Annotated in this window: 12 protein-coding genes; 3 read left to right on the top strand and 9 right to left on the bottom strand. The window is 64.3% G+C overall.

Features of this window, described 5'->3' with window-relative positions; translation table 11 throughout:
* Window positions 1–15: 15 nt before the first annotated feature.
* From P7C00_RS31665 to tssA, 9 genes are all read right to left on the bottom strand, one after another.
* On the bottom strand, window positions 16–1,956 hold the full coding sequence (locus tag P7C00_RS31665; RefSeq protein WP_346634793.1) for a type VI secretion system tip protein VgrG: 1,941 nt from the start codon (window positions 1,954–1,956) through the stop codon (window positions 16–18).
* 135 nt (window positions 1,957–2,091) lie between these two features.
* Entirely contained in the window at window positions 2,092–4,767 is a 2,676-nt protein-coding gene (tssH, locus tag P7C00_RS31660; protein ID WP_404937914.1) for a type VI secretion system ATPase TssH, read from the bottom strand.
* Entirely contained in the window at window positions 4,760–5,812 is a 1,053-nt protein-coding gene (tssG, locus tag P7C00_RS31655; RefSeq protein ID WP_404937913.1) for a type VI secretion system baseplate subunit TssG, read from the bottom strand. Before tssG ends, tssH begins: the two co-directional genes overlap by 8 nt.
* Window positions 5,776–7,635, bottom strand: coding sequence for a type VI secretion system baseplate subunit TssF (tssF, locus tag P7C00_RS31650; RefSeq protein WP_346634795.1), 1,860 nt, complete (start codon window positions 7,633–7,635; stop codon window positions 5,776–5,778). The genes tssG and tssF overlap by 37 nt, the downstream gene beginning before the upstream one ends.
* Window positions 7,632–8,147, bottom strand: coding sequence for a type VI secretion system baseplate subunit TssE (gene tssE / locus P7C00_RS31645; RefSeq protein ID WP_011064258.1), 516 nt, complete (start codon window positions 8,145–8,147; stop codon window positions 7,632–7,634). Before tssE ends, tssF begins: the two co-directional genes overlap by 4 nt.
* Window positions 8,148–8,307: 160 nt before the next feature.
* Window positions 8,308–8,796, bottom strand: coding sequence for a type VI secretion system tube protein Hcp (locus P7C00_RS31640; RefSeq protein WP_011064257.1), 489 nt, complete (start codon window positions 8,794–8,796; stop codon window positions 8,308–8,310).
* 88 nt (window positions 8,797–8,884) lie between these two features.
* Window positions 8,885–10,378, bottom strand: a complete 1,494-nt coding sequence (gene tssC, locus P7C00_RS31635; protein ID WP_123728018.1) for a type VI secretion system contractile sheath large subunit — start codon at window positions 10,376–10,378, stop codon at window positions 8,885–8,887.
* Between the two features lie 15 nt (window positions 10,379–10,393).
* Entirely contained in the window at window positions 10,394–10,909 is a 516-nt protein-coding gene (gene tssB / locus P7C00_RS31630) for a type VI secretion system contractile sheath small subunit (RefSeq protein ID WP_102881305.1), read from the bottom strand.
* 81 nt (window positions 10,910–10,990) lie between these two features.
* The gene (gene tssA, locus P7C00_RS31625; protein WP_346634796.1) at window positions 10,991–12,010 is read right to left on the bottom strand and encodes a type VI secretion system protein TssA; all 1,020 of its coding nucleotides are present in this window, start codon (window positions 12,008–12,010) and stop codon (window positions 10,991–10,993) included.
* Between the two features lie 391 nt (window positions 12,011–12,401).
* On the opposite strand from tssA, the gene tagH reads away from it, so the two are divergent.
* The 3 genes from tagH to tssK all read left to right on the top strand — a co-directional run bounded on the left by tagH (window position 12,402) and on the right by tssK (window position 15,825).
* Window positions 12,402–13,904, top strand: coding sequence for a type VI secretion system-associated FHA domain protein TagH (gene tagH / locus P7C00_RS31620; RefSeq protein WP_404937912.1), 1,503 nt, complete (start codon window positions 12,402–12,404; stop codon window positions 13,902–13,904).
* 64 nt (window positions 13,905–13,968) lie between these two features.
* Entirely contained in the window at window positions 13,969–14,475 is a 507-nt protein-coding gene (gene tssJ, locus P7C00_RS31615) for a type VI secretion system lipoprotein TssJ (protein WP_346634798.1), read from the top strand.
* Between the two features lie 15 nt (window positions 14,476–14,490).
* The gene (gene tssK, locus P7C00_RS31610; protein ID WP_346634799.1) at window positions 14,491–15,825 is read left to right on the top strand and encodes a type VI secretion system baseplate subunit TssK; all 1,335 of its coding nucleotides are present in this window, start codon (window positions 14,491–14,493) and stop codon (window positions 15,823–15,825) included.
* Window positions 15,826–15,830: the final 5 nt, after the last annotated feature.

The following is a 15,830-nucleotide window of genomic DNA, read 5'->3' as shown; positions in this document are numbered from 1 at the left end:
GGTGCAAGCATCCGTTTACTGGCCCTTGGGCGTGGGGAAGGCGGCTTTCACCAGGGCGCTGATGGCGCCGTGGACTCCCTGGCCCTCGGTGGTGGTGTCCGGGCCGCCGCCGTTGTTCAGGTGCAGCACGCCGCCGGTGTTGATCTGCGCGTCACTGCTGGCGTGGACACTGATGTTGACCCCGCACAGGTTGATCTGGCCGCTGGCGTTGAGCTCCAGGATGCTGGCCCCGCACACCAGGCGCAGACGCTCGCCGACCTCGATCACGTAGCTCTGGCCGACGCTGTCGATTTTTTTCTCGCCGACCCGCAGCTCGTCCACGTGCTGGACGATGCGCGTGCGCTTGTTGCCAACGGTCACGTACTCATCGTGGCCAATGCTCTTGTTGCGGTCATTGCCCACCGAGTGGCTTTCGTTGACCTCGACCACGATGTCCTGGTTGCGCTCGGCATGGATGTACAGCTGCTCCGCGCCCTTTTTGTCTTCCATGCGGATTTCGTTGAAGTTGGCCGGGCTGCCGCCCTTGCTCGAACGGCTCTTCATCCCGCTCTGGGTGGCGTTGGCCGGCAGGTCGTAGGGCACGGTCTGCTCGGCGTTGTACACCCGGCCGGTGATGATCGGGCGGTCGGGGTCGCCTTCGAGGAAGCTGACGATCACCTCCTGGCCGATCCGCGGGATCTGCATCGAACCCCAGTTCTTGCCGGCCCAGGCCTGGGACACGCGGATCCAGCAGGAGCTGTTCTCGTTGGACTGGTCGTGGCGGTCCCAATGGAAGTGCACCTTGACCCGGCCATATTGGTCGGTCCAGATCTCTTCCCCGGCCGGGCCCACCACCCGCGCGGTCTGCGGGCCCTGGACGATAGGCCGCTGGGTCTTGGCCAGGGGGCGGAAACTCTGCTGGGCGTCGATGCAGGTCAGGTGGCTTTCGAACTGTGCCGAGCCGCCGCTGCCGCCGGTCTCCAGACTCTCCTGGACCACGTAGTAGTGGATGCCGACGATCAGGTATTCGCGGTTCTGGTCCTGGCGGCTGAAGCCGGTGAGGTTGAACAGGTTGCCCACCCCCAGGCCACGGGCATTGCCGCTGAGTTCGATGCGCTCGTGCAGGCTTTGCAGGGCTTCGATACGGGTCTGCGCGTAGTGCTCGCCGTCGCTGCTCTGCACGTAGGTGCCGGGGTAGTCGTAGAGCGGGTAGTCGCCGGCACTGTGGGGACGCGGCATGGCCGAGCGCACGTCGATCCGTGCGCTGGGGCGCTGGAAGTCGTAGTCGTTGAGTTCGAGGGACCCGGGCTGGACTTCCTGGGCCAGGTGCCAGTCGAAGATATGGTCGCGTTCGCGCTGTTGCTCGTCTCGCGGGTAGTAGGGCACCGAGGCGTAGCCGGGCACGCTGCTGTGGGCACCGTAGGCGTCGGCCAGCACCAGTACGTGGCGGTCCTTCTCGTGACGGAAGAAATAGTAGATGCCTTCCTGTTCCATCAGCCGGCTGACGAAGTCGAAGCTGTTTTCCCGGTACTGCACGCAGTATTCCCACTCCCGATAGGGACGGCTCAGGGCGTCTTCGAAATCGGAAAAGCCCAGGTCGCGGAACACCTGCTTGATGATCTGCGGGATGCTCAGGTTCTGGAAAATCCGGCAGTCGGAGGTGCGGCTCAGCAGCCACAGCCAGGGGCGCAGGGTCACCTGATAACTGGCGAACTGGCCGCTGTCGACGTTCTGGCTGCAGCGGGCCACGATGCCGTGGAAATAGCGCTGGCTACCGTCGTCCAACTGCACGCTGAGGCCCATGGGCTTGCCCAGCAGCTGGTTGAGGTCGATGTTGGCGTCGCTGGAGGTCAGCTGCATCTGGTAGTCGAACAAGCGCCCCAGCTCTTCGCCGCCGCCCATGCTGTTGAGCAGCAGGACGTCCGGTCCCAGAGGGCAATTGACCTGAGCCAGTCGTGTGGATTGCTGAAATTGCATCGTCAGTCTCGTTGAATGCGTGGTGTGCCTGGCGTCACCCCCGCAGGAGCGAGCTTGTTCGCGAAGGCGCCAGGTTCATCACCGTGGCGCGCGCTTCGCTGGCAAGCCAGCTCCTACGGAAGCAGGGGCGCGGGGTCAGGCCGGCTCGCTGAAGTCGTAGTGCAGTTCGTTGTCCCGCTGGCGGATGCGCACTCCGGCCAGGGCGCGGCCTTCGAGCATGCGGGTGAGGAACTCGCGGCTCATGTCCGGCAGCAGGCTGTTGGTCAGGATGGCGTCGATCATGCGGCCGCCACTCTCGGTCTCGGTGCAGCGGGAAACGATCAGGTCGATGACGTCGTCGTCGAAATCGAAATCCACCTTGTGGGTGCTTTCCACGCGTTTCTTGATCCGTCCCAGTTGCAGGCGGGTGATCGCTTTGAGCATGTCGTCGCTCAGCGGGTAGTAAGGGATGGTCACCAGACGGCCCAGCAGCGCCGGCGGGAAGATCTCCAGCAATGGCTGACGCAGGGCCTTGGCGATCTCTTCCGGCTCGGGCATGGTCTGCGGGTTCTTGCAGACGTTGGCGATCAGCTCGGTGCCGGCGTTGGTGGTGAGCAGGATCAGGGTGTTCTTGAAGTCGATCATGCGGCCTTCGCCGTCTTCCATGACGCCCTTGTCGAACACCTGGAAGAAGATCTCGTGCACGTCCGGGTGGGCCTTTTCCACTTCGTCCAGCAGCACCACGCTGTAGGGCTTGCGCCGCACCGCTTCGGTGAGCACGCCGCCTTCGCCATAGCCGACGTAGCCTGGCGGGGCACCTTTGAGGGTGGACACGGTGTGGGCTTCCTGGAACTCGCTCATGTTGATGGTGATGACGTTCTGCTCACCGCCATACATGGCTTCGGCCAGGGCCAGGGCGGTCTCGGTCTTGCCCACCCCGGAGGTGCCCGCCAGCATGAACACACCAATCGGCTTGTTCGGGTTGTCGAGGCCGGCGCGGGAGGTCTGGATGCGCTTGGCGATCATCTGCAGGGCGTGGTCCTGGCCGATGATGCGTTTCTTCAGGTGCTGGTCGAGGTTGAGCACGGTTTCCAGCTCGTTGCGGGCCATGCGGCCTACGGGAATCCCGGTCCAGTCGGCCACCACCGAGGCTACCGCCTGGTAATCCACGGTCGGCAGGATCAAAGGGGTTTCACCTTGCAGGGTCGTCAGACGCTGTTGCAGGTCCAGCAGTTTTTCCCGCAGGCCGTGGTTTTCGTCGCCGACGTCACTGTCCACCAGGCCGACGTTTTCCCGCAGTTGGGCGCGGGTCGCCAGCAGCTCGTCCACCAGGGTCTTCTCTTGCGCCCAGCGGCTTTCCAGCTCGGCCAGGCGCTCGCGCTCGGCGGCCAGGAGGTTCTCGCTGTTGACCTGGCGGTTGCCGATGGCCACGCCGATCGCCTGTTCCCGGGCGATGATCTGCAGCTCGGTTTCCAGGGCTTCGATCCGGCGGCGGCTGTCATCCACTTCCGCCGGCACCGCGTGCAGGCTGATGGCTACACGGGCGCAGGCAGTGTCCAGCAGGCTGACGGATTTATCGGGCAACTGGCGCGCCGGGATGTAGCGGTGCGAGAGCTTGACCGAGGCTTCCAGGGCTTCGTCGAGGATCTGCACCTGATGGTGCTGTTCCATGGTCGAGGCCACGCCGCGCATCATCAGCAGCGCCTTGTCTTCCGAAGGCTCGGCCACTTGCACCACCTGGAAGCGGCGGGTCAGGGCCGGGTCTTTCTCGATGTGCTTCTTGTACTCGGCCCAGGTAGTGGCGGCCACGGTACGCAAGGTGCCGCGGGCCAGGGCCGGCTTGAGCAGGTTGGCCGCATCGCCGGTGCCGGCGGCGCCACCGGCACCCACCAGGGTGTGGGCTTCGTCGATGAACAGAATGATCGGCTTGGGCGAGGCCTGGACGTCTTCGATGACTTGGCGCAGGCGTTGTTCGAACTCGCCCTTCATGCTGGCGCCGGCCTGCAGCAGACCGACATCGAGGCTGCGCAGCTCGACGTCCTTGAGCGCCGGCGGCACGTCGCCGGCGACGATGCGCAGGGCGAAACCTTCCACCACCGCGGTCTTGCCGACCCCGGCTTCGCCGGTGAGGATCGGGTTGTTCTGGCGGCGACGCATGAGGATGTCCACCAGTTGGCGGATCTCTTCGTCACGGCCGACGATGGGGTCGAGCTTGCCGCTGCGGGCCTGCTCGGTGAGGTCGACGGTGAAGCGCTTCAGGGCTTCCTGCTTGCCCAGGGCGCTGGGGGCCATGGCGCCGCTGGCTTCGCCCGGGACCGCACCGGCATTGAAACCGTCGCTGGCGTTCAGGGCGTTTTCCGGCGAGTCGCCGATGTACTCGTCAAAGCGCTCGCACAGGGCCTCGATCTTGATCTTGTCGAACTCCCGGGACAGCCCCAGCAGTGCATGGCGCAGGCTCGGCGTCTTGAGGATGCCGATCACCAGATAGCCGGTGCGCACCTGGCTTTCGCCGAACATCAGGCTGCCGTAGACCCAACCGCGTTCCACCGCTTCCTCGACGTGGGACGACAGGTCGGTGATCGAGGTCGAGCCCCGGGGCAGGCGGTCCAGGGCCTCGGTCAGGTCCTTGGCCAGGCGCGCCGGTTCCAGGTTGAACTGGCGGATGATGCGGTGCAGGTCCGAGTCCTGCAGTTGCAGCAACTGGTGCAGCCAGTGGGCCAGTTCCACATAGGGATTGCCCCGCAGTTTGCAGAAGACCGTGGCGGCTTCGATGGCTTTGTAGGCAACGCTGTTGAGTTTGCCGAACAGCGCCGCGCGACTGATTTCACCCATGCTCTGTGCTCCTTGGTGTACGTGAGGTAGTGGCCAGGTCGGCGTAGTGCCGGGCCAGTATTAGATCCTTGGCATCACTGCCGGGTTGACCGAGCCAGGTGTTGAAACCCAGGCGCTGGCGGCCGTTGAGTTGCAGCTTGGGCACTTCGTCCTTGAGCAGGACCAGGTTCAGGTCCCAGTCCAGCTCGAAGCCCAGGTATTCGGCGACCCAGGCCACCAGTTCCTTGAACTGCTGGCCGTCGGGCAGCATCCCCTGGTAGTCGTCCAGTTTCAGCGGACCCAGGCGAATGCGGAATTTGTGCTGGCGATCCCAGACGTGGCTGCCCAGGCAGAAGTCCACCCCCAGTTGATGGGACTGCACCCCGACCCGGCTGCGCTCCGGCAGCTCCAGCCACTGGCCGACGTACTCTTCGATCGCCACCGGCAGGCCGAAATATTCGCCGATGATGGCGCGCAGACCGTCCGGGTAGCGGGTCTGGGCCGCCAGGTGGCCGCTGTAGTGCAGCTTGGCGGTGTCGGGAATCAACCCCTGCTTGAGCAGGCTGGGCATGCCCCGGCCACTCAGGGCCGCCAGGCGCGCGGACCAGTAGTCGTCGTCCGGGCGGTCGTGGCTCACCGTGGGCCGGGCTTCGGCCCAGGCCCGGTAGAACAGGCTCAGCAGACGATGGTGGAACACATCGAGAAAGCGCTTGCTGGTGCTGTCGGCGTTGTTGCGCTGGCGTTCGCGCACGTACTCGGTGATGTGCAGCGGCAGGGGGCCGTTGGGGCCGCCGAGGCCGAAGAAGAACTGCTCCAGGCGGGTGGCCGCGCCCTCGCTGCCGGGGGTGACCGAAGCCAGGGTCGAGGGGGCGAAAGTGCAGTCGGCCTGCTGGCCCAGGCGCAGCGGATCGTCCGCCAGGCGCAGGGAGTGACCGAAGCGCGGCAGTTGCGGCGACAGGCATTCGATACGCCGCAGGGCCTGGAAGAAGTCGTACTCCCAGGGCTCGGCGTGCATCGCCGTCAGCGTATTCAAAGAGTCGGACGACGTCCGGGCTTGGCTTTCCATCGCATGATCTCGCCGCGTTCGGTGGTACGGATCACCGTCTCGGTAAAACTGTTGATCGACACGTAACGTGCCAGGAAGCGCTCGAAGACTGCACCGAGCAGGAACACCCCGGTGCCGCGAAACGCGTTTTCGTCGAATTGCAGGGTGATCTCCAGGCCCCGGCCGAAGACGATCGGCCCAGGCATCGGCAGGCGCCGGGTCACCGCCTTGCTGCTGACTTCCCGCAGGCCTTCGATCTGCAGTTGCAGGGCCGCGTCGTTGCTGTCGCCATACAGCCGCAGCAGCTCGCGCAGGGCCGCCGCGCCCTGACCCTGTTCGCTCAGGGACAGGTAATTCAGCGACAGCTGGCTGATCAGGCGCCAGGCCTTGCCGTCATGGGCGTGGCTGGGCCGCGGGCGGCTGGGGCCTGCCAGGCAGCGGATGGCCTGCACCGGGGCACTGTCGGCCAGGGTGAAATCGGTCTTGCCGTTGCCGGTGTTCATGAACAGCGGCAGGTCGCGGTTGGTGCACAGGGCGCTGACCCCGAGCTGGCGCAGGTCATGGCGATAGGGCGCCTGCTGGCTGTCCACCAGGCTGACGAAGGACTCGCTGCCGATGTAGGTCGAGCGCGGGCCGTTGCGGCGCTGGTCGCTGGACAGCACCCGTGGCTCGCGGCGGACGATGTAGTAAGCCTGGTCACGGCCGTAGCGTGACGGGTCGCGTACCGCGTAGAACGGCAGGAACGGCTGCTCCGGCCCGGTGCCGTGGCCACTGAGGGTGCTCAGCGAGTGCACTTCGAAATCCATGGGTCGGGTACGGTCGGCGATCACATGGTGCTCGTTGACCCGGTCGGACAGGTGGATACGGTCCAGGCGCTTGGGAAACAGGTTGATCGCCGGGGTGCAGAAGGGCACGAACTGGGCACTGCCGACGCTGCCTTCCAGGCTCTGGTCGAAGCGCTCGAAGAGTACGATCAGCTCCAGCTCCTGGCCGGTGCAGCGTTGTACCGCAGGGCCCAGTTTGGCGAACTCGACGAACAGGAAGCGGTTGGGCAGGGCGAAGTATTCCTGTAACAGGCGATAGCCCTGAAAGGCCTGGGGCACCACCGGCAGGGCCGCATCGCGGTCGTCGAAGCCCCGGGAACGCAGGGCGTCCTGGGGCAGGCGCTCGACCCAGTCGCTGCCGGGGGCCCGGGCGAACACTGCGCAGGCGTTGCCCAGCAACTGTTCGTAGAGGCGGAACGGCAGCTCGTCGTTGCCGTTCAGGTACAGCGGTAACTGGTCCAGGGCCAGGCTGTTGAACGGCAGCTCGGCGCCGGTGCGCAGGGTCAGGCGCAGCCCGGCCTTGGCCTTGGGCTCGCTGGCGGCCAGGCGTCCGAGTACCGCTGCCGGGTTGCCGAAGTACTCGGCCTGGCTGACTTGCAGCGGCCACAGCGTCACCGCGTGGGCGGTGCGGTACTCGCAGCAGGTCTGGGTATCGCGACCCAGGGCGGCGCGCAGGCTGGTGTCGCGTTCCAGGGTGAAGCCGCTGCTCAGGGAGCCTTCATCGGGATCGGCCTGCAACTGCACCACGGTCATCGACGGGGTCGGTGCCAGGTAGTGCGGGTAGGCGATCTCCAGCAGGTTGTGGGTGAAGGTCGGGTACTCGGCATCGAGCTTCAACTGCACCCGGGCCGTCAGATAGGCGAAGCCTTCCAGCAGGCGCTCGACATAGGGGTCGGCGCAGTCCATGCCCGACAGGGTCAGGCGGCTGGCGATCTTCGGGTATTCCTTGGCGAACTCCGCAGCGCTTTCGCGCACGTGTTGCAGTTCCTGGTTGTACAGTTCCAAGAGGCGCGGGTTCATGAGCGCCTCCGGGAATCGGCATGCACCACCCGGACGTGACCGGATTCCAGGTCCATGTCGGTTTGCAGCAGCAGGCGCAGGGGCATGGGCTGGGCCCACAGGTCGCCCTCGATCTCGAAGCTCAGGGCGTTGTGGTTCATCTCGCCGGGGGCGGTGCGCGCGCGAACCCGCAAGGTGCTGCGCAGAATCCGTGGTTCAAAGGTGGCGATGGCCTGGTGGATCAGCGCTTCCAGGGCCGGAATATCGATGCTCGACGCGCTGTACCCGGCCAGGGCCGGCAGGCCGTAGTTGACCACCGAAGTACCGGCGGGGGTGTGCAGGGTGGCATCGGCTTCCAGCAGCGAAGTGGTGTTGAGCAGCCATGCCAGGTCGCGCAGTACCGAGGCCTTGAGCTGGCTCAGGGACAGCACGCGTTTGTCCGGGCTTTCTTTCAGGTTGCCGGGTTCATCGTCGGTCAGACGATCCAGCAAAGAGGGTTGCAAGCGATCGCGGGCGGCGATGTCGGTTACCAAAGGGTTCGCTCCAGGATCGGATTGCGCAGGCATGACGTCACGAAAAGGGGCATAACCAAAGACTCACGAGGACGCGGTCTTGGCCAACCGTCCCCGCGTTGTGCCAGGCACAACGCGAGGGCCGGGTCGGTCGCCGCCTTGGGGCGGCGACCGCAGCGCATCAGCGCTTGGTGTTGGAGCGGATGTTCCAGCCGTACTTGATCGGGCCGCCGTCCTTGGTGCCGTCGGCTTTCTGCGGCTGGTACTCGACCATCACCTGAGCGAAGTTCAGGGTGATGTTTTCGGTCAGGCGGTCATCGCTGCCCGAGCCGCCGGTGCTCAGGGAAGTGATCAGCACTTCTTCCAGGTCGATGATCATGTACTCGACCTGGCTTTCGCCGCCGGCCTTGCGCACGGTCAGGCGCACCTTGTCGATGTGCTTGCCGCTGGAGCAATGCATCATCAGGTTCGGCGATGCCTTGTCGACGTACTTGGTCAGCGACAGGTCCTGGATGTTCACCTTGCCCGCACCGCCGCCGCCACCTACATGCATGTTGCCAGACTGGGACATGCCCCAGCTCCAGTTCAGCACGTCGATTTCGTCCTTGTGGGCTTTGTCCATGGACTCGCCCTTGATGTCACCGATCTTGATGAAAATATCAACAGCCATGTTTTCTCCCTGTGTGGCACTTGCCACGATGTTGATTCAGCGTCTGTAGCCGCTGCGCCAGCGGCTACAGGTTTGAGTCGGTTATGGGTCAGGCGCCCTTGGCGGACGGCAGTTTGGATACCAGGCGCAGCGACACGGTCAGCCCTTCGAGCTGGTAGTGCGGGCGCAGGAAGAACTTCGAGTTGTAGTAGCCCGGGTTGCCTTCGACTTCCTCGACCACCACTTCCGCCGCGGCCAGTGGGTGCTGGGCCTTGGTGGTTTCGGTGGAGTGCGCCGGATCACCGTCGACGTAGTTGAGGATCCAGTCCTGCAACCAGCGCTGCATCTCGTCCTTCTCTTTGAAGGAGCCGATCTTGTCGCGCACGATGCACTTCAGGTAATGGGCGAAGCGGCAGGTGGCGAACAGGTACGGCAGGCGCGCGGCCAGGTTGGCGTTGGCGGTGGCGTCCGGATCGTCGTACTCGGCAGGCTTCTGCAGCGACTGGGCGCCGATGAAGGCAGCGAAGTCGGTGTTCTTCTTGTGCAGCAGCGGCATGAAACCGTTCTTCGCCAGTTCCGCTTCACGGCGGTCGGAGATGGCGATCTCGGTCGGGCACTTCATGTCCACGCCACCGTCGTCGGTGGGGAAGGTGTGGGCCGGGAGGTTTTCCACCTCGCCACCGGACTCCACGCCGCGAATCCGCGAGCACCAGCCGAAATGCTTGAACGAACGGTTGATGTTCACCGCCATCGCGTAGGCCGCGTTGGCCCAGGTGTACTTGGTGCTGTCGGCGCCGTCGGTGTTTTCTTCGAAGGCGAAGGCCTCCACCGGATCGGTCTTGGCACCGTACGGCAGACGCGCCAGGAAGCGCGGCATGGTCAGGCCGATATAGCGCGAGTCTTCCGATTCACGCAGGGAGCGCCAGCCGGCGTATTCCGGGGTGGTGAAGATCTTGGTCAGGTCGCGCGGGTTGGACAGTTCCTGCCACGAACCCATGCCCATCACGGTCGGTGACGCCGCAGCGATGAATGGCGAGTGCATGGCCGCACAGACCTTGGACAGCTCGCCCAGCAGCTCCACGTCCGGTGGTGACTGATCGAAGTAGTAGTCGCCCACCAGGCAGCCGTAAGGCTCGCCGCCGAACTGGCCGTATTCCTCTTCGTACATCTTCTTGAACAGCGGGCTCTGGTCCCAGGCCGTGCCCTTGAATTTCTTCAGGGTCTTGTGCAGTTCCGGCTTGGAGATGTTGAGCACGCGAATCTTCAGCTGCTCGTCGCTTTCGGTGTTGTTGACCAGGTAGTGCAGGCCACGCCAGGCGCTTTCCAGTTTCTGGAATTCCGGGTGATGGATCACCTGGTTGACCTGGGCGGTGAGCTTGGCGTCGATGGCGGCGATGATCGATTCGATCGACTTGATGGCGTCGTTGGACACCAGGTCGGTCTGCGCCAGAGCCTGTTCGGCCAGAGTCCGCACCGCGGTTTCCACGGCTTCGCGAGCACGCTCGGTCTTGGGTTTGAATTCCTGTAGCAGCAGCGAAGCGAATTCGCTGGCCTGCTCGGTGGCGCCGGGTTGGGCCTGATTGTCACGCAGCAATTCGGTCATGATCGTTGGTCCTGATTAAGCGTTCGGCTCGGAGTCCACAGGCTTTGGCGCACTCGCCAGGGCCTGGAGCAACGCCGGATCCTTGATGGCTTTCATGATGATTTCTTCAGCGCCGGTCTTGCCGTCCATGTAGGTCAGCAGGTTGGCCAGTTGTGTACGGGCCTCCAGCAGCTGGTTCAGGGAGTCGACCTTGCGCGCGACGGCGGCAGGGCTGAAGTCGTCCATGCTCTCGAAGGTGATGTCCAGGCTCAGGTTGCCTTCGCCGGTCAGCTCGTTGGGTACGTGGAACGCGACCCGTGGCTGCATGGCCTTGAGGCGCGAGTCGAAGTTGTCGACGTCGATTTCCAGGAACTTGCGATCGGCCACCGCGGCCAGGGGCTCGACAGGCTTGCCGGCCAGGTCAGCCATCACGCCCATGACGAAGGGCAGCTGGACCTTTTTCTCGGCGCCGTAGAGTTCGACGTCGTACTCGATCTGCACCCGGGGCGCGCGGTTGCGCGCGATGAACTTTTGAGAACTTTGCTTCGCCACGTTGTGCTCCTGGTCGCTGCTGCGACGGTGTTGGCGTCGGTCGGTGATTGCCGCTGACGATACTGTTCGGCCGTACCGGGGTTAGTCGGATTCGGGGCCGCGCAGGTTTTCAAATTGGGACATGCCATCGGGGATCAGATTGCGCACGATGGCCGCGAAATCGGCGTTGACCAGGTTCTTGGCCCGGTTGAGCAGCACCGGCAGCGGGCTCGAAGGCTCGTGACGGCTGTAGTAGGCCAACAGCCGGTCGAGGCTGCGCAGCACGTCTTCGCGGCTGTTGATCTCACCGCCAACCCGTGCCGGCGCCGGCGCCAAAGGCGCACTGGAACCTTCGCTCGCGGGTGCATCGGCGTGCTGTTCGACGGGGCTGTCGACGCTTTGCGGGGCCTGCTGGCCAAGCACCTGCAGTGCCAGGCGCAGGGGCTGCTTGAGGGCGCTGAGGTCCACGCCGGCGGCGGAACCTACCTGTTCGCTGACCTGCTTCTCGATGGCTTCGGCCGCCGAGCGAGCGCTGCTCAAGGCGTGGCGAATGGCTTCAAGGTGCTGGGGATCGCTGTCTTGCAGGGCCCCGGCCAAGTGATCGGAGCCCAGGCTCTCGCCCGAGAAATGCTGCAGGCCGGCGGCGTTCAGTGCCGCACGCACGCTCACCGGGCCAAAGGTCCGGGAACGGGTGAGGATGGCTTCGCGCAGCAGGCCGATGGTGGAATCGGCTGCCAGGCCGGCCAGGGCATTGATCCGCACCGTGGGATCGTTGTCGTCGTCGGCGTCCAGGCGCGGGTGCAGCTCGGCCCAGTAATCACGGAGCAAACCGTTGATCAGGTCGAGGCTGGTGGCCAGGCCCGGCAGGCCTTCAAGGGCCAGGGTGCTTTGCAGGAGGAAATGGGTGATGCGCAGGTCTTTGCTGCGGGCCAGCAAGTCCAGGCTCTGTTGCTGGACGCTGCGCCAGTCCGGCGGCTCGGCCGGCAGGATCGAGTCGCCCATGCTGCGCTCGGGCTGGCCTTGTGCGGCCCGCTCCAAGTGCAAGAAATCCGCGTCATACTCCAGATCTTCGCCACAAGGCGAAGTTGCTGAAATGGCGGCGAGCAACATCGGTACATCCACCTGGTTCGATCTCCCTATCAGCCTGCAGGACAGTCAGGCAATTAATGCACTAGTTGTTTGTGAACTCGCGCACATTTCTTGGTTAACATGGACTCATTGATACTAGTGAGCCATCATCCGTGTTCAAGAAGTTGTGCATTTTTGGTGTAGTAGTTGTGGCTTGTCAAGGTAAGCTATTCGCCCCGCATGACAGTGTTATGTCGACTTATTAGTTCCTTGACCGGCGAGTCAGATTGAGGCGGGGCGAAAGGCTTTTGTCATCTGTGTAGTTTAAGTTGAGCGATCATGCTGTGAACGGCGCTGTTTAAAGGATTTTTTGCGGGCTTTTCATTTTTTACGGAACTTTTTTCCCGACGCCGGTTCGCACGCGGAAGTACAGCAAGGAGGCGCAATGTCGCTGTGTTTGACTATCACTAGTTATCACAAGATTACCCCTGGCCAATGCCCTGAGAAACTAATGGATCAGGGAATGATGGCAATTGGCCGTAGTTCCGATAATGACTGGGTACTTCCTGATCCCGAGCGCTTAGTTTCCGCGCGACATTGTGTCATCCAATACAAGGATGGCCGTTATTATTTGACCGATAACAGTACTAATGGTGTGGAGTTAGTCCGCGCCGGTATTCGCATGCGCCGGGGTAGCAGTGAGCCATTGGAAGATGGCGAGGTTATTCGTATTGGCGATTATGAAATCAGTGCGCGTATCGATTTCAGTCTGAATCGTGTCCAGGCTGAGGCCTTTTCCGGGGACAGCTCCAACAGTTTCGAAGCACTGATGGGCCGCCAGTCGTCGCCGCCCACGCCCATCGAGCCGATTGCCATGGCGCCGGTGGCGCATTTTCAGGGCGCTTCGGCCCAGGATACTTTTCCCGACCTGTTCGATTTCCTCGCTCCGAGCGCGACTCCGCCGGCGACCCAGCCTGATCACGTGCCCGCCGAACAGCACGATTTTCGCCCGCCGACCCCCACCGCGGTGCCTCAGCCCCTCGCTCAGCCCCAACCGGCGGCGCCCCAGAGCGGGGCGTTGATTCCGGATGACTGGGACCTGTTCGGTGAAACCCCGGCCCGCCCGGCTCCAGTGTTGAGCGTGGCACCGATGGCAGCTCCACCTGTCGTCGCGGAACCCTTTGCCAGCGTCGCTGAATTTGGTGCAGTACCGCCGCAGCCGCAGCCGCAGCCGCAGCCGCAGCCGCAGCCGCAGCCGGTCGAGGTCGAGGTCGCCGCCGTTGTCCCTATTGTCCCTGTCGCTCCTGCGACTCCCGTCGCTCCCGTCGTGCCAGCGCCGGCGGTCGAGTCGGGGCCACAAACCGACCTGTTGCAAGCCTTCCTGCGGGGCGCCGGGCTGGAGCAGTTGCGCATCGACCCGCAGCAGGCCCAGGCGCAGATGGAAAGCCTGGGGCGCAGCTACCGCTTGATGGTGGAAGGCCTGATCGATGTGTTGCGTGCCCGCAGCAGTCTCAAGGGCGAGTTCCGCATGCAGCAGACGATGATCCGCCCGGTGGAAAACAACCCGCTGAAATTCGCCCCCAATGTCGACGAAGCCATGCTTCTGCTGCTGCGCCACAGCAACCAGGCTTTCATGGCTCCGGATCAGGCGGTGCAGGACAGCTTCGACGACCTGCGGGCTCACCAACTGGCCGTCATGGCCGGCGTGGAAGCCGCGATCAAGCACCTCCTGGGGCGCTTCGAGCCCGGTGAGCTGGAAGCCCGCATGGCCCGCCCCGGTGGCCTGGGCAACCTGTTCAGCGGTTCGCGGCAGGCGCAGAACTGGCAGCAGTTCACAGCGCTCTACAAGCAGATTTCCCAAGAGGCCCAGGACGATTTCCAGGACCTTTTCGGGCGCGAATTCAGTCGCGCCTACGAAGAACATACCCACCGGCTGCGCCGTTCCTGAGCGCGCCTGGAACCCCCTAAACACACGGATACACGGACAGCTGACACGTCATTGAGGACGCAGGATGATTCAACGATTGCTGACATTGGTCGCCATGCTGGTACTGGCGGCCTGTGCCAAGGACGCACCAACCCCCGCCGAGCCGGTCAAGGAAGAACCTGGCGCCACCACCGTGGAGCTGCGTTTCCAGGCCGTGGCCGGGCTCAACCCGGGTCCTGATGGCCTGAGCACCCCGGTACGGGTACGGATCTTCGAGCTGAAGAACCCGGCCACCTTCATGCGCGCCGACTACTTCGCCCTGGCAGAGCGGGCCCCGGCCACCCTGGGCCCGGACCTCATCGACCAGGATGAAGTGCTGGTCAAGCCCGGCGATCAGTTCACCCTCAAGCGCACCCTGGACCCGGCCACCCGTCAGGTCGGCCTGCTGGTGGGGTATCGCGAAGTGGACCAGGCCCTGTGGCGAGTCGGGGTCAACACGGCGCAGCGCCTGAACAATCAGTATCAGATCGTCCTCGATGTCCGCGCGATCAGCGCCGAGCTCGTGGCCCCCCCATCCAGCCCTGCCCAATAGGCAATCGGAGCAACCATGTCCTGGAACAATCGCGTGGTCTGGTCGGAAGGCATGTTCATTGGAACCCAGCACTTCCAGCAGCATGACCGTTACCTGGAAAACCTCATCGACGCCCGCAGCCGTCCGCTGTCGGCGGGGGCCTGGGGATTCTCCGAGCTGCGTGTCGATCAGGGCCTGCTGGCCCAGGGCAAGCTGGCCATTGTCAGCGCCCGCGGCCTGTTGCCCGACGGCACCCCGTTCAACATTCCCCACGACGACCTGGCGCCGACCCCGCTGAGCATTGACGACAGCCTGCGCGATGGCCTGGTGTACCTGGCGCTGCCCCTCAAGCGCGCCGGCGCCCGGGACACCGTGGACGAAGGCGAGGCGCTGGGTGGCGCCCGCTATCTGAGCCAGGTGCGTGAGGTGCGTGACGATAACGCGCCTTTTGAGAACCGTGCGCCGGTGGCGGTGGGCTCCCGGGCCTTGCGCCTGCTCACCGCTGCGGACGGCCTCAGCGACTACGCCGCCATCGGCGTGGTGCGGGTCAAGGAGAAGCGCGCCGACCGCGCCCTGGTGCTCGATGACAGCTACATCCCGCCGCTGCTGGATGTGGCCGCGTCCAAGCCCTTGAGTGCCTTTCGCAGCGAACTGTTGGGTCTGCTGCATCAGCGCGGCGAAGCCCTGGCCGGACGGGTGGTGGCTTCGGGGGCCGGTGGCGCTTCGGAAATTGCCGACTTCATGCTCCTGCAACTGGTGAACCGCGCCCAGCCGCTGGTGAACCACCTGAACCAGATCAGCCCGCTGCACCCCGAGCGCTTGTACAGCGAGCTGGTGAGCCTGGCCGGCGAATTCTCGACCTTCTCCAACAGCGCTCGACGCCCGGTGGAGTACCCGCAGTACCAGCACGATGAACTGGCCCTGAGCTTCGCTCCGGTGATGCAGGCCCTGCGCGAGGCCCTGTCGATGCTGATCGACAGCAAGGCGACGCCGATTCCGATCGTCGAGAAAGCCTACGGCGTGCACGTGGCGATGCTGGCGGACCGCACCCTGTTGGAGAACGCCAGCTTCATTCTGGTGGTGCGCGCCGACGTGCCCGGCGAGACCCTGCGCGGGCGTTTTGCCCAGCAGAGCAAGGTGGGCTCGGTGGAGCACATCCGCGATCTGGTCAACCTGCAGTTGCCGGGCATCGGCCTGCTGCCGCTGCCGGTGGCGCCACGGCAGTTGCCGTATCACGCCGGTTCCACCTACTACGAGCTCGATCGTGGCAGCGAGCACTGGAAACAGCTGGTTCACTCCGGAGGCTTCGCGTTCCACGTCGCGGGGGAATTCCCGGGCTTGAACCTGGCCTTCTGGGCCATTCGAGGATAAGTCGC

This window comes from Pseudomonas sp. JDS08PS003, assembly GCF_045013505.1.
Classification (GTDB): domain Bacteria; phylum Pseudomonadota; class Gammaproteobacteria; order Pseudomonadales; family Pseudomonadaceae; genus Aquipseudomonas; species Aquipseudomonas protegens_B.
Note: the sequence above shows the minus strand (reverse complement) of the source record. Positions and strands in the feature narration are given on the sequence as shown.

What these genes read in the sequence shown, in the direction of transcription:
- P7C00_RS31665 (WP_346634793.1), bottom strand. Translation starts at nt 1,956, where the DNA reads ATGCAATTTCAGCAATCCACACGACTGGCTCAGGTCAATTGCCCTCTG.
- tssH (WP_404937914.1), bottom strand. Translation starts at nt 4,767, where the DNA reads ATGGGTGAAATCAGTCGCGCGGCGCTGTTCGGCAAACTCAACAGCGTT.
- tssG (WP_404937913.1), bottom strand. Translation starts at nt 5,812, where the DNA reads ATGGAAAGCCAAGCCCGGACGTCGTCCGACTCTTTGAATACGCTGACG.
- tssF (WP_346634795.1), bottom strand. Translation starts at nt 7,635, where the DNA reads ATGAACCCGCGCCTCTTGGAACTGTACAACCAGGAACTGCAACACGTG.
- P7C00_RS31640 (WP_011064257.1), bottom strand. Translation starts at nt 8,796, where the DNA reads ATGGCTGTTGATATTTTCATCAAGATCGGTGACATCAAGGGCGAGTCC.
- tssC (WP_123728018.1), bottom strand. Translation starts at nt 10,378, where the DNA reads ATGACCGAATTGCTGCGTGACAATCAGGCCCAACCCGGCGCCACCGAG.
- tagH (WP_404937912.1), top strand. Translation starts at nt 12,402, where the DNA reads ATGTCGCTGTGTTTGACTATCACTAGTTATCACAAGATTACCCCTGGC.
- tssJ (WP_346634798.1), top strand. Translation starts at nt 13,969, where the DNA reads ATGATTCAACGATTGCTGACATTGGTCGCCATGCTGGTACTGGCGGCC.
- tssK (WP_346634799.1), top strand. Translation starts at nt 14,491, where the DNA reads ATGTCCTGGAACAATCGCGTGGTCTGGTCGGAAGGCATGTTCATTGGA.